Here is a 22,944-nt window from a genome sequence, read left to right on the forward strand (position 1 = left end):
GACGTATCCCCTCCCATAAAGTCCTGCATATATATGCGTCGCTCAGCATATATCACAAGGTCGGGGCCACCACCGCCCGGATCGCCCGCTCCCCCAACTCCCTTAGATGCCAGGCCAGTTCCGGGGGCTCCTGGACGGTGAACTCGCACCCGAGCATCAGCAGCCGCGCGGCCAGCCACTCCAACGCGTCAGCCTCGGTGCGCAGCACGCAGCGCCCCTCGTCGAGTTCCTCCAGCTGCAGGGCCGCCGCGGCGCCGCCCAACCGGCGCTCGGCCTCCACCCGGGGCAGCTCCAGGACCGCCACCGCACGGTAGGTACGGGCGCGGCTCTGCAGCTTGCGGCTGACGAACTCCGCCGCGTCGTCCGCCGGGAGGGTGCGCGGCACCGCCCGCACACCGGTCGAGCGCGGGTCGCTCAGCCGGTCCACCCGGAAGATCCGCCAGTCGTCCCGGTCGTTGTCGAAGGCGACCAGGTACCAGCGGCGCCCGGCCGCCACCAGGCGGTGCGGCTCGACCAGCCGCCGACTGGCGGCGCCGTCGCCCGCCCGGTAGTCGAAGCGCACCCGCTCCCGCCCGGTCACCGCCGCGGCCAGTACCGTCAGATGCTCTGGGTCCACCCGCGGCCCGCCGCCGGCCAGCGGGACGGTCGCCGCGTTCAGCGTCCCCACCCGGCGGCGCAGCCGCGCCGGCAGCACCTGCTCCAACTTGGCCAGCGCACGCACCGAGGCCTCCTCGATCCCGGTGACCGCCGCCCCCGCCGCCGTCCGCAGGCCGACCGCGATGGCCACCGCCTCCTCGTCGTCCAGCAGCAGCGGCGGCATCGCGGCGCCGGCCGCCAGCCGGTAGCCGCCGACCGCGCCCAGCGTCGCCTGCACCGGATAGCCCAGGTCCCGCAGCCGCTCGATGTCGCGCCGGATGGTGCGCGGGCTGACCTGGAGCCGTTCGGCCAGCTCGCTGCCCGGCCATTCGCGCGGTGTCTGGAGCAGCGAGAGCAGATTCAGCAGACGTGCGGGGGTGTCGGTCATACGGTCCAGTATCGCGGCCATCTGGGACAGGAACTGTCCTAGATGGGGTCTACCGTCGGACCCCGAACCGTCGGAGCCGACCCCCCGCCCCGGAAAGGCCGCACCCAATGACCGCCACCATCCCGATAGCCCCCGCCGAACCGGCGCTCGCGGCCGGCGACCGCCGCCGCTGGATCGCCCTGGCCGTGGTGATGACCGCGTCCTTCATGGACCTGGTCGACGTCACCATCGTCAACATCGCCGTCCCGAGCATCCAGCACCACCTCGGCGCCTCGTTCAGCGCGATCCAGTGGGTCACCGGCGGCTATGCGCTCGCCTTCGCCATCGGCCTGATCACCGGCGGCCGGCTCGGCGACATCTACGGCCGCAAGCGGATCTTCCTGATCGGCGTCGCCGGCTTCACCCTCGCCTCCGCGCTCTGCGGCCTGGCCGGCGACCCGGCCGTTCTGGTCGCCACCCGGATCCTGCAGGGCGCCACGGCCGCGCTGATGGTCCCGCAGGTCCTGGCGATCATCCATGTCACCTTCCCCGCGCACGAGCGGGGCAAGGTCTTCGGACTCTTCGGTGCGATGATCGGCCTGGGCGCGGTCTCCGGCCCGCTGCTCGGCGCGCTGCTGACCGAGTGGAACCTGTTCGGCCTGGAGTGGCGGCCGATCTTCCTGATCAACCTCCCGGTCGGCATCGCCGGACTGCTGCTCGGCCACCGCTACGTCACCGAGTCCCGCGCGCCCAAGGCGCTGCGGCTGGACCTGGTCGGCATGGCCCTGGCCGGCCTCGGGCTGCTGATGCTGCTCTACCCGCTCACCCAGGGACGCGAGTCGGGCTGGCCGCTGTGGGGGTTCGTGTCGATGGCCTGCTCCCCGCTGGTCCTCGCGCTCTTCGTCCGCTACGAGCGGATCAAGACCCGCCGGGACGGCTCCCCGCTGGTCGAGCTCTCGCTCTTCAAGGTGCGCAGCTTCGCGGCCGGCGTCGGCGTGCAGCTGACCTTCGGAGTGGTCTGCGGCATCTTCTTCCTGGTCTGGACCCTGTACATGCAGCTCGGCCTGGGCTGGAGCCCGCTGCGCGCCGGAACCACCGGCATCCCGTTCTCGATCGCGGTGTCCGCCGCCGCGGGGCTCTCGGTCGCCAAGCTGGTCCCGCGCTTCGGGCGCAAGGTGCTGCAGGCCGGGTCGCTGGTGATGGCCTCCGGAGTGCTGCTCTACCTCGCCGAGGCCAACCGGTACGGCGCCGGCATCCACCCGTGGCAGATGGCGCTGCCGCTCGTCGTGATGGGCACCGGCATGGGCCTGATCGTCGCGCCGCTGACCGACGCGGTGCTCTCCGAGGTGCCGCGCGAGCACTCCGGCTCCGCCTCCGGTCTGATCAACACCACCCAGCAGCTGGGCAATGCGCTGGGCCTCGGCCTGGTCTCGGTGGCCTTCTTCAGCGTGGTCGACCACGCCGACCTGGCGCACCAGCCGGTGAGCGCGGTCTTCACCGACGCCTTCACCCACGCCATGTGGTGGGTGGCCGGCGGCCTGCTGCTGCTCTTCGTCCTGCTGCTCGCGCTGCCGCCGAAGTCCCGCCCGCACAGTGACCAGGACGCCGACTAGCCCCTCAGTGCGGCCCGGCGTCCCGGTGCAGCAGGAGCAGCGCCGCGTCGTCCTCGGCGTCCAGCCGCTCGCTCAGCGTGTCGCGGACGTGGTCGGCGAGCTTGGACAGCCGGGTGGGCCCGGCCGCGAAGACCTCGGCGAGCCGGTCCAGGCCCTGGTCGAGGTCCTCGCCGGGCCGCTCGACCAGGCCGTCGCTGTAGAGCAGCAGGGTGTCCCCGGCGGCGAGCCGGAACGTCGTCCGCGGGTACGTCACCGGGCCCCACTCGGCCGGCAGGCCCAGTGGCGGCCCGCCGGCCACCTCGATCCGCTCCACCGTGCCGTCGGCATGGCGCACCAGCGGCGGCAGATGCCCGGCGTTCGCGGCCCGTACCTCGCCGGTGGCCATCGACACCTGCGCGTACAGGCAGGTGGCGAACCGGTCCGCGTGCAGCTCCGTCAGGAAGGCCGAGGCCCGCTTCAGCACGCTCTCGCTGCTGTGCCCCTCGGCCGCGTACGCCGTCATCGCGATCCGCAGCTGCCCCATCACCGCGGCCGCCTCGGTGTCGTGGCCCTGGACGTCGCCGATCGCCACGCCCACCGCGCCGCCCGCCAGCGGCACCGCGTCGTACCAGTCGCCGCCGATCCAGGTCCCCACCCGGGCCGTCCGGTAGCGCACCGCCAGCTTGCCACCGGGCACCGACGGCAGCCGGCGCGGCAGCATCGCGCTCTGCAGCCCGGCCGCGATCTCCCGGGACTGGTCCACCAGCATCGCCCGCTGCAGGGACTGCGCGATGGCGCTGGACAGCGCGGTCAGCAGGGTGCGGTCCTCGCTGCTGAAACCCCGCTTGCCCTCGTAGACCAGCGCGATCGCGCCGATCGGGCGACCCTGCGCGATCAGCGGCAGGAAGGCCGCCGCCGTGGCGTGGCTGTCGCCCACGTACGGGGTCAGCACCGGGTAGTGGCGCAGGAAGACCGAGCGGGAGGTGAAGAAGAGCGGCTCGCCGCTGCGCACCGCGTCGTTCAGCGGCCAGGGCTCGGACAGCCGGGCCCGCTGCACCTCGCGCACCCGCACGTTCACCTCCCCCACCGCGCCGACCAGCCGCACCCGCCCCTGGTCCACCACGCCCAGCGTGATGCCCTGGACGCCCAGGCGCCGCATGCTCTGATCGCCGGTCAGCACGCCCACCACGTCCTCGACGGTGAGCGCCTCGCCCAGCGCCTGGGCCACCTCGCGCAGCTCGTCCTCCTGGCGGCGGCGGTCGTCCTCGGCCAGCAGCCGCAGCGCCGAGTGCGTCAGCTCCCGGGTGGCGTCGCGCACCACGCCCACCACCCGGATCCCGGGGCGGCCGGGATCGTGCACCACCTGGCCCTGGGTGTGCGTCCAGCGCAGCGTGCCGTCCCGCCGCTGGATCTTGAAGTAGCTGCTGTAGGAGTCGCTGCGTCCCGCGATGATGTCCTCGACCAGCGAGAACAGCTGGGTCTCGTACTCCACCGGAATCCGCTGGGCGAGGTCGGCGGCGGTGCCGTCGTACTCGCTGGGGCGCAGGTCGAAGACGGCCAGGCCGCCGGCGTCCAGGGTGAACCGGCCGGTGGCCGGATCCCACTCGAAGCATCCGATCCCGGTCGCCGCCATCGCCTCCAGCGGGTCGACATGCGGGGCGGGCACCTCACTCATCACACCCAGAACGTACCCCGCGACCGCCGCTCCCGCCCGGCTCGCAGCCGCACCGCGGAGCGGTGATCCGGCCCAGCGGGTAGCGCCGCGCCGCCAAGTCGCGCAGGATCGGGACGTGAACATCCGACGGACCGACGCCACCCCGGCCGGCAGCATGCGCCTGAGCAGCCGTCAGGGCCACTGGGTGGTGGCGGCCGCCGCGGCCGGCTCCGGCATGGCGATGCTCGACGGGACGGTCGTCAACGTCGCGCTGCCGCGGATCGGCGCCGACCTCGGGGCCTCGCTGGCCGCCCTGCAGTGGACGCTCAACGCCTACCTGCTCACCCTGGCGGGCCTGATCCTGCTCGGCGGCTCGCTCGGCGACCGCTACGGGCGCCGCCGGGTCTTCGTGATCGGCGTCTGCTGGTTCGCCGCCGCCTCCGGGCTCTGCGCGCTCGCCCCCACCGTCGGCGTGCTGATCGCCGCCCGCGCCCTGCAGGGCATCGGCGGCGCGCTGCTCACCCCGGGGTCGCTCGCGCTGCTGCAGGCCACCTTCCACCCGGACGACCGCTCCGCCGCCGTCGGCGCCTGGTCGGGCCTGGGCGGGGTGGCCACCGCGATCGGCCCGATCCTGGGCGGCTGGCTGGTGACCGGGCCGGGCTGGCGCTGGATCTTCGTGATCAACCTGCCGGTGGCCGCCGTGGTCGCGCTGGTGACCCTGCGCCATGTGCCCGAGAGCCGCGACGAGCAGGCGACCGGCCGCTTCGACGTCCCCGGCGCCGTGCTCGCCGCGCTGGCGCTCGGCGGGGTGACGTACGCGCTGACCGCCGCCGGGGGCGGGGCGTCCGCGGGGGTCTGGGTGGCGGGCGCAGCCGGGCTGCTGCTCGGCTGGGCGTTCGTCCGCGTCGAGCAACGCAGCCCGCAGCCGATGCTTCCGCTGGAGCTCTTCGAGTCGCGGCTGTTCACCACCGTCAACCTGGTGACGCTGGGCGTCTACGGGGCGCTGGGCGGGGTGTTCTTCTTCCTGCAGGTGCAGCTGCAGACGGTGGCGGGCTTCGAGCCGCTGGTCGCCGGGGTCGCCTTCGCGCCGGTCACCGTGCTGATGCTGCTCTTCTCCGCCCGCGCGGGCCGGCTGGCCACCCGGATCGGCCCGCGGGTTCCGCTCACCGCGGGGCCGCTGGTCTGCGCGGCCGGCGTGCTGCTGATGCTGCGGATCGGCGCCGGCGCCTCGTACTGGGCGGACGTGCTGCCCGCCGCGCTGGTCTTCGGCATCGGGCTGACGCTGCTGGTCGCCCCGCTGACCGCGACCGTGCTGGCGGCCGTGGACGTCCGGCGGGCCGGGATCGCCAGCGGCGTCAACAACGCGGCCGCCCGCGCGGCCGGGCTGCTAGCGGTGGCGGCGCTGCCGCTGCTGGCCGGGCTGAGCGGCGAGCAGTACCGGCAGCCGACGGCGGTGGACTCCGCCTTCCGCACCGCGATGCTGATCTGCGCGGGCCTGCTGGCGGGCGCCGGGCTGCTCGCGGCGGCCACCGTGCCGGGCCGCCGTCCGGCCGTCGAGGCCGAGCCGGACACCTCCTGGTACTGCGGCACGACGGCCCCGCCGGTGGACCCGGGACACGGGTCACCGGCGGGGCCGGAACCTACCTCTTAGAGGATGTCGCCGGGCGCGTACTTGGCGGCCTCGGGGTGGCTCGCGGCGACCAGCTCGACGCGGCGGACCACCTCGGCCACCTGGGCCCCGGCCGCGCCGGTGAAGGAGAGCCGGTCGGCGAGCAGCGCGTCCAGCTGCGCCCGGTCAAGCGGCATCCGCTCGTCGGCGGCCAGCCGGTCGAGCAGCTCGTTGTGCCGCGCGCCGGCCCGCATCGCCAGGGCGGAGGCGACCGCGTGCTCCTTGATGACCTCGTGCCCGGCCTCCCGGCCGACGCCCGCGCGCACCGCGCCCATCAGCACCTTGGTGGTGGCCAGGAACGGCAGGTAGCGGTCGAGTTCGGCCTCGATCACGGCGGGGAAGGCGCCGAACTCGTCAAGGACGGTCAGGAAGGTCTCCAGCAGGCCGTCGAAGGCGAAGAAGGCGTCCGGCAGGGCCACCCGGCGCACCACCGAGCAGGAGACGTCGCCCTCGTTCCACTGGTCGCCGCCCAGCTCGGCGGTCATCGAGGCGTAGCCGCGCAGGATGACGGCCAGGCCGTTGACGCGCTCGCAGGAGCGGGTGTTCATCTTGTGCGGCATCGCGGAGGAGCCGACCTGGCCCTCCTTGAAGCCCTCGGTGACCAGCTCGTGCCCGGCCATCAGCCGGATCGTCTTGGCCAGGCTGGAGGGCGCGGCCGAGAGCTGGACGAGCGCGGAGAGCACCTCGAAGTCCAGCGAGCGCGGGTAGACCTGGCCGACGCTGGTCAGCACGTTGTCGAAGCCCAGGTGGCCGGCCACCCGCTGCTCCAGCTCGGCGAGCTTCTCGGCGTCCCCGCCGAGCAGGTCGAGCATGTCCTGGGCGGTGCCGACCGGGCCCTTGATCCCGCGCAGCGGGTAGCGGGCGATCAGCTCCTCCAGTCGGGCGAAGGCGACCAGCAGCTCGTCCGCGGTGGTGGCGAAGCGCTTGCCGAGCGTGGTGGCCTGCGCGGCGACGTTGTGCGAGCGGCCGGCCATCACCAGTTCGGCGTGCTGCGCGGCCAGCCGGGCCAGCCGGACCAGGACGGCGACCGTGCGGTCCCGCACGTGCTCGAGGGACTGCCGGATCTGCAGCTGCTCGACGTTCTCGGTCAGATCCCGGGAGGTCATCCCCTTGTGGATCTGCTCGTGGCCGGCGAGGTCGCTGAACTCCTCGATGCGGGCCTTCACGTCGTGCCGGGTGATCCGCTCACGGCGGGCGATCGACTCCAGGTCGACCTGGTCGAGCACCCGCTCGTAGTCGGCGACGGCGGTCTCGGGGACGGCGATCCCGAGATCCTGCTGGGCCTTGAGGACGGCGAGCCACAGGTGGCGTTCGAGAACCACCTTGTGCTCGGGGGACCACAGCTGGGCCAGGGTCGCCGAAGCGTACCGGGAGGCCAGGACATTGGGGATCTGGGGCTTCGCGCTCACGCTTCGGAAGCCTAACAGCCGAGGTCAGCGACTCCGGCCCCGCGGTGGGCCCGACGGGCGGTGTCAGGCCGCCAGCAGCGGGAGCACCTGGCGGCACAGGTCGTTGAGGGCGGTGCGCTGCTCGGGGCCGAGCGCGTCAAAGGCCTGGTGGGTGCGGTTCATGTCGGCCCGGATCGCGCGCAGCACCTCGGCGCCCGGCTCGGTGATCGCGACGATCTTCACCCGGCGGTCCGCGGCGGCCGCCTCCCGGCGGGCGTAGCCGAGCGCCTCCAGCCGGTCGACGATGCCGGTGACGTTCGAGGCGTCGCAGCCGAGCTTCCCGGCCAGCGCCCGCATCGGGACCGGCTCCAGCACCACGGCCAGCGCCTTGGCCTGCGAGGAGCTCAGCCCGTGCCGGCCCGCGCTCGCGGCGAAGTCCAGGAAGTACGCGGCGCCCACGGCGGCCACCGCCTCCATGAGCTCGGCGGTGGTCACATTCGGTGCGGCGGCGGTCGTCATCGGAGCCATGCGATCAGGGTACGCATAAAAGCTTTAATGACTCCATTTTCCACCGCGCGCAGCTACCGCGGCAGCTACCGGACCAGCTGCTCGAAGAGCCGCTCCACCTCGGCCACCGCGTCATCGGTGAGCCCGGTGTGCACCGGTCCGGGCTGGACGACGGCGCTGCGCGGCGCGGTCAGCCAGCGGAACCGCTTGCCCGCGCTGTCCTGCGCGGCCGGCCCGGCCGCCGCACCGCCCGCGCAGATCCCCTCGATGCCGCGCAGCGCCCGGGCCACCCCGGCCAGGTCCACCGCCGGGTCCAGCGCCAGCAGCTTCTGCGGCACCAGCAGCGTCCTGGCCTCCAGCCGGACGGCCTGCCGGCAGTACAGCAGCACGCCGACGTTGACGCACTCGCCGCGCTCCACCCGCGGCACCGCGCGGATCACCGCGTACTCGTAGTCGTGCAGCTCGCTCACAGCGCCACCTCGCTCGGCACGGGGAGCCAGTCGCGCGGCCCGGCCACCCGTGCCGACAGCTGCGCGACATAGCCGGCCCGTACGGCGTCCGGGCTGTCGAAGCCCGGCTCGTCGATCAGGAACTCGTCGGGGACCAGCGCCGCGGCCGCCGCGAACAGCTCGGCGGTGGCCAGCGGGGCGAGCGCCCGGTCGGCGGCCACGAGGTCGGGGGCGAACCGCGCGAGCGCGTGGTCCCCGGCGTCGTACGGACGCCGGGTCCAGTTGGCCGCGCCGGACCAGCTGTGGTGGAAGATCAGGCTCGCGCCGTGGTCGATCAGCACCAGCCGGCCGCCTTCGACCAGCAGATTGGGGTTGCGCCAGGAGCGGTCGACGTTGCCGATCAGCGCGTCGAACCAGAGCACCCGCCCGGCCAGTTCGCCGTCCACCTCGAAGCAGAGCGGGTCGAAGTTGAGCGCGCCGCTGACGAAGGCCAGGCCCACGTTCAGCCCGCCGCTGGCCCGCATCTGCTCCTGGATCTGCTGCTCGGGCTCGCTGCGCGCCAGCACCGGATCCAGCTCGACCCGCACCAGCTCGGGCACCGGCAGGCCGAGACCGCGCGCCAGCTCGCCGGCCAGCACCTCGGCGACCAGCGCCTTGCGGCCCTGCGCCGCGCCGGACCACTTCAGCGCGTAGAGCCGGTGGTCGTCGGCCTCCACCAGGCCCGGCATCGAGCCGCCTTCTCGCAGTGGCGTCACATACCGGATCGCCGTTACCTCTCGGAGCACGCGCCCCACCCTACCCATCGGCAGTGTTGCGGTGGCGGGGCCCCTGCACCCGTGCCAGGGTGGCGAGCAAGCGGCCGGAGGGACAGACCATCAGCGCCCGGCCGGCACCGGACCGGCATTGTGAGGCACACGTCATGGAACGACCTCGGATCCTGGTGGTGGGCGGCGGATTCGCCGGACTGGAGTGCGCCCGTCGGCTGGAGCGCAAGCTCGCCCCCACGGAGGCGCAGATCACGCTGGTCGCCCCGTTCAGCTACCAGCTCTACCTCCCCCTGCTGCCGCATGTGGCCGCCGGGGTGCTCACCCCGCAGTCGGTCGCGGTCTCGCTGCGCCGCACACTGCGCCGGACCGACATCATCCCCGGCGGTGCGATCGGGGTGGATCCGCGGGCCAAGGTCTGCGTGATCCGCAAGATCACCGACGAGGTGGTCGCCGAGCGCTACGACTACCTGGTGCTGGCTCCCGGCAGCGTCACCCGCACCTTCGACATCCCCGGCCTGAGCGACTACGCCCGGGGCATGAAGACGCTGGCCGAGGCGACCTACGTACGCGACCACGTGATCGCCCAACTCGACCTGGCCTCCGCCACCCTGGACCAGCACGAGCGCGAGTCGCGGCTGCAGTTCGTGGTGGTCGGCGGCGGCTACGCGGGCACCGAGACGGCCGCCTGCCTGCAGCGGCTGACCACCGCCGCGCTGAAGCGCTACCCGCGGCTGGACCCGCGGCTGATGAAGTGGCACCTGATCGACATCGCGCCCAAGCTGATGCCCGAGCTCGGCGACCACCTCGGCAACCGGGCGCTGCAGGTGCTGCGCAGGCGCGGCATCGAGGTCTCGCTCGGCGTCTCGGTGGCCGAAGTCGGCCCGGAGTCGGTGAAGTTCACCGACGGACGGGTGCTCCCCTCGCGCACCCTGATCTGGACGGCCGGGGTCGCGGCCAGCCCACTGATCGGCACCCTGGACGCGGAGACCGTACGCGGGCGGATCGCGGTCACCGCCGAGCTGCGGGTGCCGCAGTTCGAGGGCGTGTTCGCGCTGGGCGACGCGGCGGCGGTGCCGGACCTGTCCAAGGACGACGGCGCGGTCTGCCCGCCGACCGCCCAGCACTCGGCCCGCCAGGGCAAGCGGGTGGCCGACAACCTGGTCGCCACGCTGCGCAACCAGCCGCTGCAGCCGTACTTCCACAAGGATATGGGCCTGGTGGTGGACCTCGGCGGCAAGGACGCCGTCTCCAAGCCGGTCCACGTGGAGATGACCGGCGTGCCGGCCCAACTGGTCGCTCGCGGCTACCACTTGATGGCGATGCGGACCAATGCCTCGAAGTTCCGGGTGGGCGCCAACTGGCTGCTCAACGCGACCGCGGGCGACGACTTCGTGCGGACCGGCTTCCTGGCCCGCCAGCCCGCCCGGCTGCAGGACTTCGAGTACACCGGCGCGTACCTCACCAAGGAGCAGTGCCGCGAGCGCGCCCAGGAGCTGCTGTCCAAGCACTGAGCCACTGACCACTGAGCCGAAGGTGGGGTTCGGCACCTCCCCTCGGTGAGCCGACCGGTCGACGGCCGGAGCGGACGGCTACCGTCCGGTGCCCATGCGCCCCCTGCCCGCACGCCCCGTCCCGCTCCCCCGCCGCCGCGCCGTCCTCGGTGCGGCGGCGGTCGCGTCCGTGCTGCCCGGCTCCACCGGCCGAGCCTCCGCCGCCGCAGCCGCCGCCCCGTACCGGCTGCCGCCCGACGCCGAGGTGGCCCGCCAGGTGCGGGAGGAGTTCCTGCACGCCTGGGAGGGGTACCGGCGCGCGGCCTGGGGCTACGACGAGGTCCGGCCGCTCTCCTGCGGGCACAACGACTTCTTCGCCGACGGCCAGACCTTCGGCCTCTCCGCCCTCGAGGCGCTGGACACCCTGTACCTGATGGAACAGGACGCCGAGGTCGCCCGGGTCGCCGACTGGATCGAGGCGCACCTGGACCCGGCCGTCGACGCCGAGGTGCACGTCTTCGAAGCGGTGATCCGACTGGTCGGAGGGCTGCTCGCAGGCTATCTGTGCACCGGTCGGGAGCGCCTGCTGGCCCGCTGCCGCGAGCTGACCGACCGGCTGCTGCCGGCCTTCACCGCCTCGCCCACCGGCATCCCGTACACCCACGTGAACCTGCGCACCGGCGCGGTGTCGGGCACCGCCCCGCCGCTGGCCGAGATCGGCAGCAACATCCTGGAGTTCGGCCTGCTCTCCGAGCTGACCGGCGACAGCCGCTACTACCAGGCGGCCAAGCGCGCCTACCGCGCGGTGCTGGAGCGCCGCTCCGCGCTGGACCTGCTGGGCACCAGCCTGCACACCGAGACCGGCCAGTGGCTGGACACCACCTCCTGCGCGCCCAACCCGCCGGTGGACTCCTTCTACGAGTACCTGCAAGGCGGCGGCGAGCTGCTCGGCGACCGTGAACTCACCGACTGGTACCGCCTGCTGACCGACGCGGTGCTGCGCCACCAGCTGGTCCTGCGGGCCGGGCTGCCCTGGTTCCAGCAGGTCAGCGCCACCGACGGCACGGTGCTCGGGTACGGCCAGTCGGAGCTGGCCGCGTTCTACGCCGGACTGCTCGGCAAGGGCGGCGACCTGGCCACCGCCCGCGCCTACTTCCGCTCATGGACGGCGGTGCTGGAGCGCCACCCCGTACTGCCCGAGGAGCTGGACTTCGCGAGCGGCGCGCTCACCTCGGTCCGCGACGACCTGCGCCCGGAGTACGCCAACTCGGCGTTCGACCTGTGGCGGCTGACCGGCGACGAGGAGTACAAGCACTGCGCGTACCGCTGGTTCGACGGTCTGCGCACGCACCTGCGGGTGCCGGGCGGCTACACGGTGGCCGAGGACGTCAGCAGCTCGCCGATCAGGCTGGGCGACCTCACCCCGGGGTACTTCTTCGCCGAGAACCTCAAGTACGTCTATCTGATCTTCGCCAACACACCGCGCTTCGACTACCGCAACGGCCTGCTCTCCACCGAGGGCAAGGTCCTGCGCGGCGCCGTCCGCCCCCGGTGAGGTGGGGCGGGCGGCGCCGCAGGGAGTGGCAGGTCAGGAGACGGGGCTCAGGTACATCCCCGAGGCGTCCTGGCCGGGCGTGTTGCGGCAGGCGTAGTTGCCGCTGGTCTGGCCGTACATCAGGGTCAGGCAGCGGCCCAGGGCGAGCTGGCCGTAGTAGTTCGGGTGCATCGACTCCTGGGTGGTGCCCTGCGAGGACGACAGGCCCTCGTCGACGAAGCGCGCCCACTCGCTGGTGACGGCGGACGGCGCGACGCCGGGGGCGGCCATCTGGTCAGCGGTGGAGCAGACCTCGTGGCCCTGCAGTACGTCCTGCAGGTCCATGAACTGCACCCCGCGGTCGGCCGCGACCGCGGCCAGCTTGCCGGCGACCTCCGGCACCATGGAGTCCCGGGCCCAGTCCGAGTCGGCGTTCCCGAACGGGCAGCCGCCGACGTCGACCCGGTCCCAGCCGCTCTCGGCGTAGCGGTTCTCCGCGCTGCGCGCGATCGGCGAGGGGTAGGACTGCAGCACGATCCGGTAGGACGAGGCCGGGTAGCCGTCCGCGGCCATCACCGAGCGGATCTCGTCGATCGACTTGCCCACGCCCGCCATCGCGGCGGGCATGGCGGCGTCGATGGCGGACTGCTCGTCGCTCTGGCAGCTGGAGCCCCAGAAGATGTAGTCCTTGGCGCAGGTGGTGATCACGTCCGAGAAGCCGAGGTCGTTGCCGCCGATCGAGAGCGTGATCAGCGTGACCTTGTACTGCTTCGCGACGGTGGCCAGCTGGTCGGCCTGCGGGGCCTCGCCCTTGAGGCCCTGACCGCCGTCAGCGGCCGTGAACACGTTGGCCGTGGTGGCGCCGGAGCAGGCCAGGTTGATCTGGTTCTGGGCGATGCCGGTGGCGCTGCGGACCTCGGCCGAGTCCGAGCGGTCGCACCCGCTGGCATAGGTCGATCCGTAGATCTCGGCCGGGTCGTACGAACTGCCGTTCCAGGAGCGGTCGGTGCCGTCCCGGCTGCCGTCGGCGGTGTCGCTGTTGCCCTGCCAGCGGCCCGCCTCCCCGGAGATGTAGCTGTCGCCCATGCTGACGCTCGCCGTGGGAAGCGAGGCGGCCTGGGCCGGGACGGAGAGCGCCAGCAGGCTGGTGGCGCAGAGCGGAAGGGCAAGCAGGCCGGCCAGCACTCTGCTGGACCCGAAAACGCGCGTGGTGCTGCTGAAGGTTTCGAGCACGGCGGAACTCCTGCGATCAGCGCCGCCCTGGTGTGGGGTAGGGAGGCGCTACGAGTGAGGGTGAGCCGCCGGCCGGTGGCGCTGAGAATGTGACATGCCCGCGGTTGTTACCGCTAGGTATCTGCAGCACTTTTCTCGCTTTGTTACCGGCCGGTTCAGCTGAGTCACTCCGCCGCCGCAGCCGCCGCCTCTTCAGACAAGGCGCGAGGTCGCAGCCGCGGAACCGAGCACCTCGGCGATGGCGGCGGCCAGCTGCGGCACCTCGGCGTTCTCCAGCCCGGCCACGGTGACCCGCAGTCCGGGCGGCGACTGGAGGCGGAACCGGGCACCCGCTCCCACCACCCAGCCGCGCTGCGCCAGACCCAGCACCGCGCCGGTCTCGTCCGGCACCGGGATCCAGACGTTCACCCCGCTCACCCCCCGGGCGGCGACGCCGTACCCGGCCAGCGCGTCGATCAGGGCCTCCCGGCGCTCCCGGTAGGCGCCGGCGACCCGCGCCACCGGCGCCGCGTCGCTCTGCCACAGCTCGGCCGCGGTGCGCTGGAGCAGGTGGCTCACCCAGCCGGTGTCCAGCCGCTGGCGTCCGAGCAGCCGGTCCACGGTGTCCTGATCGCCGATCAGCACGGCCAGCCGCAGATCGGGGCCGAACGCCTTGGCCATCGAACGGATCACCACCCAGCGGGTGGTGACGGTGCGTCGGTCCTGATCGCAGGAGAGTGCCTGGAAGGGCAGGTCGACGATGCCGTGCCCGTGGTCGTCCTCGATCAGCAGGGTCGCCGGGTACTGCGCCAGCACCGTCCGCAGCTCGGCCGCGCGCTCCGCGGTGAGCGCGGCGCCGGTCGGGTTCTGCGCCCGGTTGGTGACGATCAGCGCCCGGGCGCCGGCCGCCAGCGCCGCCGCCAGCGCCGCCGGGTGCGGACCGCTGTCGTCCAGGGCGACCGGGACGGCCCGCAGCCCGTGTGCGGCCAGCAGGTCGAGCAGACTGCCCCAGCCCGGGTCCTCGACGGCCACCAGGTCGCCGGGGCGCAGCTGGGTGGCGAGGATCCGGTCGATGGCGTCCAGGGCGCCGGCGGTCACCGCGAGCCCGCCGTCCGCCAGGCCGTCGCCGCGGAACGCCGCGCCGGCCAGCGCGAGCAGCTGCGGCTCGGCGGCCGGGTGGCCGTACAGCACGGGGTCGCGGTCGAGCGCGGTGGCGGCCGCCGCCACCGCCGGGGCGAGGGCCGGCAGCAGCGCCGGGTCGGGGTTGCCGGTGGCCAGGTTGCGCGCACCGGGCGGGACGGGCACCCGCAGCTGATCGCGCGGCGCGGTGGTGGGCCGGGAGCGGATCCGACTGCCCTTGCGTCCGGCGGTCTCGATCACGCCCCGGTCGCGCAGCAGGCGGTAGGCGGCGGCCACGGTGTTGGGGTTGACCCCGAGCTCGCCGGCCAGCTCGCGCAGCGGGGGCAGCGCCTCGCCGGGGCGCAGCTCACCGGCGGCCACCGCTCGCTCGACATCGGCGGCGATCTCCGTGGCGCGACGTCCCTGAATCCGATACTCTCCTAGCACAAACACCAGTATGCACTAGTACATAGAGGTTGTCATGTCGACCGAATCCTCGGCGAGCGCCGCAGCACCGGACGCCGCCGCCCAGTACGCCCGCACCGCGCGCACCACGCCCACCCGCTACAAGGAGCGGGCCAGCTGGGAGCGCGAGGAGATCCACGCCGTACTGGACAGCGCATGGGTCTGCCACCTCGGCTTCATCGCCGACGGCGCCCCGGTTGTCCTGCCGACCATCTTCGCCCGGGTCGACGACCGGCTCTATCTGCACGGCTCCACCGGCAGCCGCCCGCTGCGCGGCGCCGGGGCCGACGAGGGCATGCCGGTCTGCGTGACGGTGACCCAGGTGGACGGCCTGGTGCTGGCCAAGTCCGCCTTCAACCACTCCGTCAACTTCCGTTCCGTGGTGGCGCACGGCGTCGCCCACCAGGTGACCGACCCGCAGGAGCGGACGATCGCGCTCAACGCGCTGGTCGAGCAGGCGGTGCCCGGCCGCTCCGCGGACTGCCGCCCCGGCAACACCAAGGAGCTGGCCCAGACCGCGGTGATCCGGCTGGTGCTGGACGAGGTCTCCGCCAAGGTCCGCGCGGACCTCGCCAACGACGACGAGGAGGACCTCGAGCTGCCGTACTGGTCGGGCGTCGTCCCCGTCACCACCGTCTACGGCGAGCCCGTTCCGCACCCCGGGAGCAACCCCGAAGTCCCGGACTACCTCAAGGACTTCACGTCCCAGGAGCCCGGGTGCTGATCCGCTCCTGGGATCGCGGCAGCGAGGCCGAGTGGCGCGACTGGCTGGCCGGGCGCGACTTCGGCCTGCCGGCCGCCAACTCCGCCGAGGGGCCGCTGCTGGTCCCCACCCGCCCTCCTTGCCCGCCGACGGGCAGGAGGGGCCCGCCCTGCTCGACGCCGGCGCCCGCACCCAGCTGCTGCGCCGCAACGCCCTGCGGGCAAGCGGCTGCCCGCAGGACCTTTCTCCTACCGCCCCGGACGTGATCCACGACACGCCGACGGGCGATCCGGACTGACGGACACTCACCTCCCCGCCCGCATAGCATCGTCCCCGCGGGCCGCCAGGCCCGGCCGCTCGCGCTGTGCGCGGCGCCGCTCCGCCGCGCTCGCGGCTCACCAGGAGAAGCTCCCGATGGCCGACTCCGCCGCCGCCCGGCACCATGTCACCTTTCCCGGCGACGGAGGCCGGGCCCACGGGTACCTGGCGCTCCCGCCGAGCGGGCAGGGGCCCGGCCTGCTGATCATCCAGGAGTGGTGGGGGCCCACCAGCCGGGTCGCCGACCTGATCGAGCGGTTCGCCGCCGAGGGTTTCGTCGCCCTCGCACCCGCGCTGCACGACGAGGACGGCGCTCCCGACCCCGGCGGCGCCGCGACCGACCCGGCCGGGCAGGTCCGCGACCTGCACGCCGCCGTCGACTTCCTGCTCGACCAGCCGGAGCTGCAGGGCGACGCGGTGGCGGTGGCCGGCTTCTGCGCCGGCGCCGGCCTCGCCCTGGAGCTGGCCGCGCGGGAGGGCGACCGGGTGGCCGCCGTGGTCCCCTTCTACGGGCTGCCCGCCGATCCCGACTACGACTACCGCGGCCTGACGGCGCACGTCCTCGGCCACTTCGGCGAGCACGACGACCAACTCGCCACGGCCGCCGTGGACGAGGCGGCGATCCGGATCGGCGAAGCCACCGACCTGCGCCCCGAGTTCCACTTCTACCCTGCCGGACACGGCTTCATGAACGACGAGAATCCGCACGGCGACTACGACGCGCTGCAGGCCCGCATCGCCTGGCGGCGGACTCTCAGCTTCCTGCGCGGCCACCTCGGCTGACCGGAGCACCTGCCCCGACCCCTGCGAGCAGCGCACTCCTGCCCGCCGATGATCGGGGGCGGGCCTGATCCAAGGTCGTTCGCACCGTGGACACAGACCTGTGCCCCCGTCATAGTCGAACGGGTGGCGAACCGAACCGACGAAGACCCGACGACCCGTCGCTTCGGCTGGGCCGGGCGCAGCTACCTGATCCAGACCGGCGCGACGGTGGTCAGCGGCCTCGGCAACGCCGGCGCACCGATCGCCACCGCCTTCGCGGTGCTGCACCTGGGCGGCGGGGCGAGCCAGATCGGATACGTCACCGGCGCCCGGCTGCTGGCCACCCTGGTCTTCCTGCTGATCGGCGGCGCGGTGGCCGACCGGCTGCCCCGGCACCGGGTGATGGTGGCCGCCAACGTCGGCAACGCGCTCTCCCAGGGCGCGCTGGCCGCGCTGGTGCTGGCCGGCTCGGTGCAGCTGTGGCAGCTGGTGCTGCTCTCCGGGGCGGGCGGGGTGGGCCAGGCGTTCTTCGCGCCCGCGGCCGAGGGCGTGATCATGGAGTCGGTCGACCAGCGGCAGGCCCCGCGCGCGTTCGCGCTGTTCCGCACCGCGCTGAACTCCTCACTGATCGGCGGCGCGGCCCTCGGTGGCGCGCTGGTGGCGGCGGTCGGACCGGGCTGGGTGCTCGCGCTGGACGCGCTCTGCTTCGCGGCGGCGGGCGCGCTGCGGCTCTTCTTGCGCCCGAGCGCGCCGCCGCCCCGGCGCGAGGCGGGTCCCGGCATGCTGGCCGACCTGCGGGACGGCTGGCACGAGTTCACCTCGCGGCGCTGGTTGTGGACGGTGGTGGTCCAGTACGGCGTGGTGAACGCCTGCCTGTTCGCCGCCGAGTCGGTCCTCGGGCCGATCGCCGCCGATCAGCGGCTCGGCGGGGCCGGGCCCTGGGGGCTGGCGAACGCCGCGATGGGCGCGGGGCTGGTGGCCAGCGGGCTGCTGATGGTGCGCTGGCAGCCGCGCCGGATCCTGCTGGCCGGCAACGTCGGCGTGCTGCTCTTCGCGCTACCGGCCGGCGCGCTGGCCGCCGGGGCGCCGCTGCCCGTGCTGGCCTGGGCGATGTTCGCCTCCGGGACCGGCGGGACGCTCTTCGGGGTCTGCTGGATGATCGCGCTCCAGCAGGAGATCCCGGCCGAGAAGTTCTCCCGGGTGGCGGCCTACGACTGGTGCGGCTCGGTGGCGCTGGCCCCGGTCGGCACGGCGGTGGCGGGCCCGCTGGCCGGCGGGCTCGGGCTGGACGGAGCACTGTGGGCGTGCGCGGGGCTGATGACGCTGCTCTCGCTGCTGGTGCTGACCGTCCCCGAGGTCCGCCGGCTTGCCCGCAGCTCGCCGCCGGCCCCGACCCCGGCCCCGACCCCCGCACCGGCCGCTGCCGTCCCGGCCAAGGTCTCGGTCGGCGCAGCCTGAACGTTTCGCCGCGCGCGCAACCTTCCGTACGCAACGCTGGTCCAACCAAGCGGCGTTGCACCACTCCGGGAGGGAGACCCGTTGCCAAGAGCCGTTCTCTGCTTCACTATTGACGATGCGTCAGCACCAGTCGACGCCTGCTGGCTGGTCGAGCTGGCCGGCGTCGACGGCCGCCGCTACACCTACCGCGTCTACGCACCCGAGGACGCCCTGCCCGGCGACCTCTTCTGGTCCGCGCTGCACCACCACGACGCCGGCCCACTGCCCAGGGCGCTGGATCTCTTCGACAGCGCGCGGATCCGCCCGCTCACTCCCATCGGATACCGCCCGGCCGGTGAGCCGGGCGGCTCCCGCCCGGATCAGGAGGGGATGTAGTCGAACCTCGGGGTCAGCGCGCCGAACATGGAGTCGGCCGGCCGTTGGCGATGACCTCGGCCGGGGTGGTGTAGGCCAGCAGCGTCTCGGGGCTGACCTCCGCGCCGTTCACATGGACGCCGACCGAGTAGCCGGGCTGCGGTACGAGCCGGATCCAGGTGGGCACGAGCTCGATGTGGGTGGAGGTGCTGGCCTGATCGAGGGTCATCCCGCCGGGGTAGAAGATCCGACCTTGAGCGTCCAGATGGTCACCGGCAGGGTCAGTTCTCCAGAGGCAACAGAGGATTGGTACTTCGTTGACGAAGCAGCGCCAGATGTACGGCACGCACGGCTCGTGCGCCAGTTCGTTGCACCCATCCCATGGAACCTGTCACCCGTTCGGCCAGTACGGCCGTGACCTGCCCGATCCATGATCGACAGCGGCCGGCCGCCGGAGCCGAGGTGCCGCGAAGGCCCTCAGCCGGGTGCGTTATGGTCTCGCGTGTCGGATCGTCAGCAACACGCACCTAGACAGGGAGACATCGTGCGCGAGTTCTATGAGCGCGAGGAGTTCATCGAGCGCGACCGCGGCCTCTTCGGCGGCGAGGAGATCATCGAGCGCGAGCAGATCGTGGAGCGCGACCGCTTCGGTCGCGAGCGGATCATCGAGCGCGAGCAGATCATCGAGCGTCCGGGCCTCTTCGACGGCCTGTTCGGCGGTGGCCGCGAGGAGATCGTCGAGCGCGAGGAGATCATCGACGGCGACTTCTTCTAGGCCCCGGAGCCGACTGGCCCCTGCCGGTTGCCGGATCGGCGGGGAGCGGCCGCTCCCCGCCCACTCACCATTTGCCGGTCGGTCTAAGCTCAGCGGATGCGGATCAAAATCATCGACGCGTTCACCGAGCGCCCCTTCGCCGGGAACCCGGCCGCCGTCTGCCTGCTGGAGGGGCCGGAGTGGCCCGCCGAGCAGTGGATGCGCCAGGTGGCACGCGAGATGAAGCATTCGGAGACCGCGTTCGTCCGTCCGCTGCCCGCCGAGCAGGCCGCCCAGGTCGGAGCCGAGTGGGCACTGCGCTGGTTCACCCCGATGACCGAGGTAGCGCTCTGCGGCCACGGCACGCTGGCCACCGCACACGCGCTGCGCTCCGAGGGCCTGATCGACAGCGGCCCGGCCCGCTTCACCACCCTCAGCGGGGTGCTGACCACCACCGCCCCGGGCGACGGCACCGTCTGCCTGGACTTCCCCGCCGCCCCCCTGCTGCCCGCCGAGATCCCGGCCGGCCTGGAGGAGGCGCTCGGCTCGCGCGTCACCGGCTGCTGGACGACCGGACCGCTGGACGTCCTGCTGGTGCTGCTGCGCAGCGAGCACTCCGTGCGCGGGCTCGCCCCCGACTTCGCCGGCATCACCCGCCAGGACACCGGCGGCATCGCGGTCACCGCCCGCGCCGAGGACCCCTCGGGCGGCTACGACTTCGTCTCCCGCTACTTCGCGCCCGCCGCCGGTGTCGCCGAGGACCCGGTCACCGGCAGCGCGCACACCGCGCTGGCGCCGTTCTGGGCCGAGCGGCTCGACCGCCTCGACGACACCCTGACGGGCTACCAGGCCTCGCCCCGCGGCGGCCTGATCCGCTGCCGGCTGCACGGGGACCGGGTGCTGCTCTCCGGCCACGCCGTCACCGTGGTGGACGGGATCCTGCACAGCACCCCCTGAGCCGCCGGCCGCCGGTCGTCACCCCGCCAGTCGTCACCCCGCCGGACGTCACCCCGCCGGACGTCAGCCGGTGGGCAGCCAGCTGACGTGCCCGGCCAGCAGCACGTAGCCGACGAAGGCCACCGTGTCGATCAGCGCGTGGGCCACCACCAGCGGCATCACCCGCCCCCAACGGCGGTACAGCAGGCAGAAGACGGCGCCCATCACCATATTGCCGACCAGCCCGCCGACCCCCTGGTACAGGTGGTACGAGCCGCGCAGCACCGAGCTGGCGGCCACCGTGGCGGGCCATCCCCAACCGCGCTGGCCCAGTCGGCGGACCAGGTAGCCGAGCACGACCACTTCTTCGAGCACGGCGTTCTGGCACGCCGAGGCGATCAGCACCGGGATCCGCCACCAGACGTCCGGCAGGCCGGAGGGGACGACGGTGAGGTTGAAGCCGGCCGCCCGCGAGCCGAGGTAGAGCGCGAGCCCCGAGCCGCCGATCACCGCGGCCACTGTCGCTCCGCGCCCCAGATCGCTGAGCTTGCGTCGCAGGTCGAAGCCGATGGCGCGCAGCGAACTGCCCTCGCGCACCAGCAGGTACCCGACCAGCACCACGGGCATCAGGCCGCGGCCGATGTAGTAGAGCTGCCAGGCCAGGTCGATCCACGGTCGACCCGGCGCGAAGGAGGAGTTGAGCGGCGCGATCTGCTGGGCGAGCGCCGTCTTCCTGGTCGCCGAGTCGACAAAGCTGATCACCGCGCCGAGCCCGCTGGCGCCCAGCGAGAGCCCGAGGACGATGAGCAGCTCGATCCCGAGCAGTCTGCGCGACGGGGGACACGGCTGGGCGTCCGCGGGGTGCTCGGTCGGTGCGATCGTCATGGCCGATGATCCTGTCACACCGGGATGAGACGCCCCTGTACGGCCTTGGCGACCTCAGACCACCTCACGCCACCTCACGCCACCGGCCAGCTGTGCACCGGCTCCCCGCTGCGCGAGTACTCCATATAGCGGCGCGTCATGCTGGCCAGCGCGGCCGCGCGGTCCATCCCGTACCGCTCGCGCAGCAGGTGCACGGTGGCCGCCTGCCAGGACGCGCCGTTGGTGCGGCGCAGGCAGCGCTGCTCGATGATGCCCAGGTAGCGGTCCCGGTCGGCCGGCTGCACGCCCCACTCGTCCAGGCCCTGGTGGGCCAGCGGCAGCAGCTCGCCGAGCACCAGGTCGACCACCGGCAGCTCGGTCAGCCCGCCGCGGCCCGCCCGTCCCTGCCGGGGCCAGGCCAGCGACGCCTCGATGCCGTAGCGGGCGGCGGTCTCGAAGTTGCGGTCCGCCCGGTCGAAGGGCAACCGGTTCCAGACCGGCCGGGGCTGCTCGCCCAGCGCGCGGACCAGCCCGTAGTAGAAGGCGGCGTTGGCCAGGGTGTCGGCCACCGTCGGGCCGGCCGGCAGGCAGCGGTTCTCCACCCGCAGGTGCGCGACCCCGCCGGCGACGTCGTACACCGGGCGGTTCCAGCGGTAGATGGTGCCGTTGTGCAGGCGCAGCTCGGCGAGCTGCGGGACCCCGCCGGAGGCCAGCACCTTGATCGGGTCCTCGTCGTCGCAGATCGGCAGCAGCGCGGGGAAGTAGCGCAGGTTCTCGGCGAAGAGCTCCAGCGCCGAGTCCACCCAGCGCTCGCCGAACCAGGTGATGGGCCGTACGCCCTGCGCCTTGAGCTCGGCCGAACGGGTGTCGCAGGCCTGCTGGAAGAGCACCGGCCGGGTCTCCCGCCACAGCTCCCGCCCGAACAGGAACGGCGAGTTGGCCCCGAGCGCCACCTGCACGGAGGAGATCGTCTGGGCCGCGTTCCAGACCGAGGCGAAGCGGTCGGGGGTGACCTGCAGGTGCAGTTGCAAGGAGGTCGCCGCGGCCTCGGCCACCATCGACACCGAATCGAGCATCAGATGCTCGACGCCCTCGATGTCCAGCGCGATGTCCTCGCCGCGGGCGGCCATGATCTGGTCGCTGAGCAGGGTGTAGCGGTTGTTGTGCGACATCGCGTCCAGGCCGGTGTGCTCGACGCCCAGCGTCGGCAGCACTCCGACCATGACGATCCGGGCCCCGGCCGCGGCGGCCTGCCGGTCGGCATAGCGCAGTCCGGTGTCGATCTCCTCGCGCAGTTCCTCGAAGACATGGCCGGTCAGCCGGTGCGGGGCGATGTTGACCTCGATGTTGAACTGCCCCAGCTCGGTCTGGAAGTCGCTGGAACCGATCGCACCCAGCACCTGGGTGTTGCGCATCACCGGCAGGCCCTGCTCGTCGGCCAGGTTCAGTTCGATCTCCAAACCCATCATGGCCCTCGGGCGGTCGAACCGGCCCTCGCGCAGCATCCGCTCCAGTGCCTCCAGGCAGGACTGCAGCTTGCGCCGGTACTGCTGCCGGTCCGACAGGTCCGCACGACTCGCGACGACCTTCTCCCCCATGGGTGTGCCCTCCTCGGCCGGATCCACCGTGCATGCATCATGCCCAGCCGGAAGATCGATACCCGATGCGGGTGAATGCCGTGCACCACACGGGAGCTGACGATGCGTCAGCCGTTCCCCGACTTGCCGGTCCGAACGGAAGGTGATAAACAGGTCACCCTGCGCACTTGTTCGAGTAGACTGCGCGCTGCAAGCCGATCCGGCCCCGAGCCGGCCCGGCCCCCTTGCGTGCCGCGGAGTCCACTCCCGCGCCCAGCCACGCGATCACGCCCAACCGGACCCGGCCCTGTCGCGCCACGCCGGTATGCCGCATTCGCACGCCGATCTCGCACGGAGAGGCGACCAGCC

22 protein-coding genes are annotated in these 22,944 nt (G+C 73.1%); 11 read left to right on the forward strand and 11 right to left on the reverse strand.

The genetic code is table 11. From position 1 onward, the window contains the following. Window positions 1-52: 52 nt before the first annotated feature. Entirely contained in the window at window positions 53-1,024 is a 972-nt protein-coding gene (locus tag P3T34_RS05935) for a YafY family protein (protein WP_280664930.1), read from the reverse strand. Window positions 1,025-1,131: 107 nt separating this feature from the next. On the opposite strand from P3T34_RS05935, the gene P3T34_RS05940 reads away from it, so the two are divergent. Then, window positions 1,132-2,616, forward strand: coding sequence for an MFS transporter (locus tag P3T34_RS05940; RefSeq protein ID WP_280664931.1), 1,485 nt, complete (start codon window positions 1,132-1,134; stop codon window positions 2,614-2,616). Between the two features lie 4 nt (window positions 2,617-2,620). Here P3T34_RS05940 and P3T34_RS05945 read toward each other — a convergent pair whose 3' ends face one another. Then, window positions 2,621-4,270, reverse strand: a complete 1,650-nt coding sequence (locus P3T34_RS05945; protein WP_280664932.1) for a SpoIIE family protein phosphatase — start codon at window positions 4,268-4,270, stop codon at window positions 2,621-2,623. Between the two features lie 154 nt (window positions 4,271-4,424). Between P3T34_RS05945 and P3T34_RS05950 the strand changes: the two genes are divergently transcribed. Beyond that, window positions 4,425-5,900 carry an MFS transporter gene (locus tag P3T34_RS05950; RefSeq protein WP_280671844.1) on the forward strand — a complete coding sequence of 492 codons (1,476 nt, stop codon included), beginning with the start codon at window positions 4,425-4,427 and terminating at the stop codon, window positions 5,898-5,900. Here the strand turns inward: P3T34_RS05950 and purB are convergent. From purB to P3T34_RS05970, 4 genes are all read right to left on the reverse strand, one after another. Then, a complete protein-coding gene (gene purB / locus P3T34_RS05955; protein WP_280664933.1) occupies window positions 5,897-7,327 on the reverse strand; it encodes an adenylosuccinate lyase in 1,431 nt (476 codons plus the stop codon). The two genes, P3T34_RS05950 and purB, sit on opposite strands and share 4 nt — an antisense overlap. A gap of 63 nt (window positions 7,328-7,390) precedes the next feature. Next, window positions 7,391-7,834, reverse strand: coding sequence for a MarR family transcriptional regulator (locus P3T34_RS05960; RefSeq protein WP_280664934.1), 444 nt, complete (start codon window positions 7,832-7,834; stop codon window positions 7,391-7,393). 65 nt (window positions 7,835-7,899) lie between these two features. Beyond that, window positions 7,900-8,283 carry a DUF3037 domain-containing protein gene (locus tag P3T34_RS05965; protein WP_280664935.1) on the reverse strand — a complete coding sequence of 128 codons (384 nt, stop codon included), beginning with the start codon at window positions 8,281-8,283 and terminating at the stop codon, window positions 7,900-7,902. Further along, window positions 8,280-9,047 carry a HipA family kinase gene (locus P3T34_RS05970; protein ID WP_280664936.1) on the reverse strand — a complete coding sequence of 256 codons (768 nt, stop codon included), beginning with the start codon at window positions 9,045-9,047 and terminating at the stop codon, window positions 8,280-8,282. Before P3T34_RS05970 ends, P3T34_RS05965 begins: the two co-directional genes overlap by 4 nt. Window positions 9,048-9,181: 134 nt before the next feature. Here P3T34_RS05970 and P3T34_RS05975 point away from each other — a divergent pair, with 134 nt between their 5' ends. Further along, window positions 9,182-10,540, forward strand: coding sequence for an NAD(P)/FAD-dependent oxidoreductase (locus P3T34_RS05975; RefSeq protein WP_280664937.1), 1,359 nt, complete (start codon window positions 9,182-9,184; stop codon window positions 10,538-10,540). Window positions 10,541-10,634: 94 nt separating this feature from the next. Beyond that, the gene (locus P3T34_RS05980; protein ID WP_280671846.1) at window positions 10,635-12,074 is read left to right on the forward strand and encodes a glycoside hydrolase family 47 protein; all 1,440 of its coding nucleotides are present in this window, start codon (window positions 10,635-10,637) and stop codon (window positions 12,072-12,074) included. 33 nt (window positions 12,075-12,107) lie between these two features. On the opposite strand, the gene P3T34_RS05985 is transcribed toward P3T34_RS05980, so the two are convergent. Further along, window positions 12,108-13,286 carry a GDSL-type esterase/lipase family protein gene (locus tag P3T34_RS05985; RefSeq protein WP_280664938.1) on the reverse strand — a complete coding sequence of 393 codons (1,179 nt, stop codon included), beginning with the start codon at window positions 13,284-13,286 and terminating at the stop codon, window positions 12,108-12,110. Between the two features lie 192 nt (window positions 13,287-13,478). Next, entirely contained in the window at window positions 13,479-14,831 is a 1,353-nt protein-coding gene (locus tag P3T34_RS05990; protein WP_280664939.1) for an aminotransferase class I/II-fold pyridoxal phosphate-dependent enzyme, read from the reverse strand. A 34-nt stretch (window positions 14,832-14,865) separates the two neighbouring features. Between P3T34_RS05990 and P3T34_RS05995 the strand changes: the two genes are divergently transcribed. The 5 genes from P3T34_RS05995 to P3T34_RS06015 all read left to right on the forward strand — a co-directional run bounded on the left by P3T34_RS05995 (window position 14,866) and on the right by P3T34_RS06015 (window position 18,465). Continuing rightward, window positions 14,866-15,573: a pyridoxamine 5'-phosphate oxidase family protein gene (locus P3T34_RS05995; protein WP_280664940.1), complete on the forward strand. Its 708-nt coding sequence runs from the start codon at window positions 14,866-14,868 to the stop codon at window positions 15,571-15,573. Between the two features lie 118 nt (window positions 15,574-15,691). Then, complete coding sequence (locus P3T34_RS06000; protein ID WP_280664941.1) at window positions 15,692-15,850, forward strand: hypothetical protein; 159 nt, start codon at window positions 15,692-15,694, stop codon at window positions 15,848-15,850. 116 nt (window positions 15,851-15,966) lie between these two features. After that, window positions 15,967-16,653 (forward strand): dienelactone hydrolase family protein, encoded by a 687-nt coding sequence (locus P3T34_RS06005; protein WP_280664942.1) that lies wholly within the window; start codon window positions 15,967-15,969, stop codon window positions 16,651-16,653. Window positions 16,654-16,776: 123 nt separating this feature from the next. Next, window positions 16,777-18,090 carry an MFS transporter gene (locus tag P3T34_RS06010; protein ID WP_280664943.1) on the forward strand — a complete coding sequence of 438 codons (1,314 nt, stop codon included), beginning with the start codon at window positions 16,777-16,779 and terminating at the stop codon, window positions 18,088-18,090. A 108-nt stretch (window positions 18,091-18,198) separates the two neighbouring features. After that, window positions 18,199-18,465 (forward strand): hypothetical protein, encoded by a 267-nt coding sequence (locus P3T34_RS06015; RefSeq protein WP_280671848.1) that lies wholly within the window; start codon window positions 18,199-18,201, stop codon window positions 18,463-18,465. Between the two features lie 13 nt (window positions 18,466-18,478). On the opposite strand, the gene P3T34_RS06020 is transcribed toward P3T34_RS06015, so the two are convergent. After that, complete coding sequence (locus P3T34_RS06020; protein WP_280664944.1) at window positions 18,479-18,673, reverse strand: hypothetical protein; 195 nt, start codon at window positions 18,671-18,673, stop codon at window positions 18,479-18,481. A gap of 315 nt (window positions 18,674-18,988) precedes the next feature. Between P3T34_RS06020 and P3T34_RS06025 the strand changes: the two genes are divergently transcribed. Then, on the forward strand, window positions 18,989-19,219 hold the full coding sequence (locus P3T34_RS06025; RefSeq protein WP_280664945.1) for a hypothetical protein: 231 nt from the start codon (window positions 18,989-18,991) through the stop codon (window positions 19,217-19,219). 96 nt (window positions 19,220-19,315) lie between these two features. Further along, window positions 19,316-20,155 (forward strand): PhzF family phenazine biosynthesis protein, encoded by an 840-nt coding sequence (locus tag P3T34_RS06030; RefSeq protein ID WP_280664946.1) that lies wholly within the window; start codon window positions 19,316-19,318, stop codon window positions 20,153-20,155. A 63-nt stretch (window positions 20,156-20,218) separates the two neighbouring features. Here P3T34_RS06030 and P3T34_RS06035 read toward each other — a convergent pair whose 3' ends face one another. Both P3T34_RS06035 and P3T34_RS06040 read right to left on the reverse strand, forming a co-directional pair. Further along, entirely contained in the window at window positions 20,219-21,019 is an 801-nt protein-coding gene (locus tag P3T34_RS06035) for a type II CAAX endopeptidase family protein (protein ID WP_280664947.1), read from the reverse strand. 74 nt (window positions 21,020-21,093) lie between these two features. Beyond that, window positions 21,094-22,596, reverse strand: coding sequence for a glutamate-cysteine ligase family protein (locus tag P3T34_RS06040; protein WP_280664948.1), 1,503 nt, complete (start codon window positions 22,594-22,596; stop codon window positions 21,094-21,096). Between the last annotated feature and the right edge of the window lie 348 nt (window positions 22,597-22,944).

It is taken from the genome of Kitasatospora sp. MAP12-44, assembly GCF_029892095.1.
In the GTDB taxonomy this organism is placed as follows: Bacteria; Actinomycetota; Actinomycetes; order Streptomycetales; family Streptomycetaceae; genus Kitasatospora.

What these genes read in the sequence shown, in the direction of transcription:
- P3T34_RS06035 (WP_280664947.1), bottom strand. Translation starts at nt 21,019, where the DNA reads ATGACGATCGCACCGACCGAGCACCCCGCGGACGCCCAGCCGTGTCCC.
- P3T34_RS05935 (WP_280664930.1), bottom strand. Translation starts at nt 1,024, where the DNA reads ATGACCGACACCCCCGCACGTCTGCTGAATCTGCTCTCGCTGCTCCAG.
- P3T34_RS05945 (WP_280664932.1), bottom strand. Translation starts at nt 4,270, where the DNA reads ATGAGTGAGGTGCCCGCCCCGCATGTCGACCCGCTGGAGGCGATGGCG.
- P3T34_RS06040 (WP_280664948.1), bottom strand. Translation starts at nt 22,596, where the DNA reads ATGGGGGAGAAGGTCGTCGCGAGTCGTGCGGACCTGTCGGACCGGCAG.
- P3T34_RS06005 (WP_280664942.1), top strand. Translation starts at nt 15,967, where the DNA reads ATGGCCGACTCCGCCGCCGCCCGGCACCATGTCACCTTTCCCGGCGAC.
- P3T34_RS06030 (WP_280664946.1), top strand. Translation starts at nt 19,316, where the DNA reads ATGCGGATCAAAATCATCGACGCGTTCACCGAGCGCCCCTTCGCCGGG.
- P3T34_RS05940 (WP_280664931.1), top strand. Translation starts at nt 1,132, where the DNA reads ATGACCGCCACCATCCCGATAGCCCCCGCCGAACCGGCGCTCGCGGCC.
- P3T34_RS05950 (WP_280671844.1), top strand. Translation starts at nt 4,425, where the DNA reads ATGCGCCTGAGCAGCCGTCAGGGCCACTGGGTGGTGGCGGCCGCCGCG.
- P3T34_RS05980 (WP_280671846.1), top strand. Translation starts at nt 10,635, where the DNA reads ATGCGCCCCCTGCCCGCACGCCCCGTCCCGCTCCCCCGCCGCCGCGCC.
- P3T34_RS05975 (WP_280664937.1), top strand. Translation starts at nt 9,182, where the DNA reads ATGGAACGACCTCGGATCCTGGTGGTGGGCGGCGGATTCGCCGGACTG.
- P3T34_RS06020 (WP_280664944.1), bottom strand. Translation starts at nt 18,673, where the DNA reads ATGACCCTCGATCAGGCCAGCACCTCCACCCACATCGAGCTCGTGCCC.
- P3T34_RS05960 (WP_280664934.1), bottom strand. Translation starts at nt 7,834, where the DNA reads ATGGCTCCGATGACGACCGCCGCCGCACCGAATGTGACCACCGCCGAG.
- P3T34_RS05995 (WP_280664940.1), top strand. Translation starts at nt 14,866, where the DNA reads ATGTCGACCGAATCCTCGGCGAGCGCCGCAGCACCGGACGCCGCCGCC.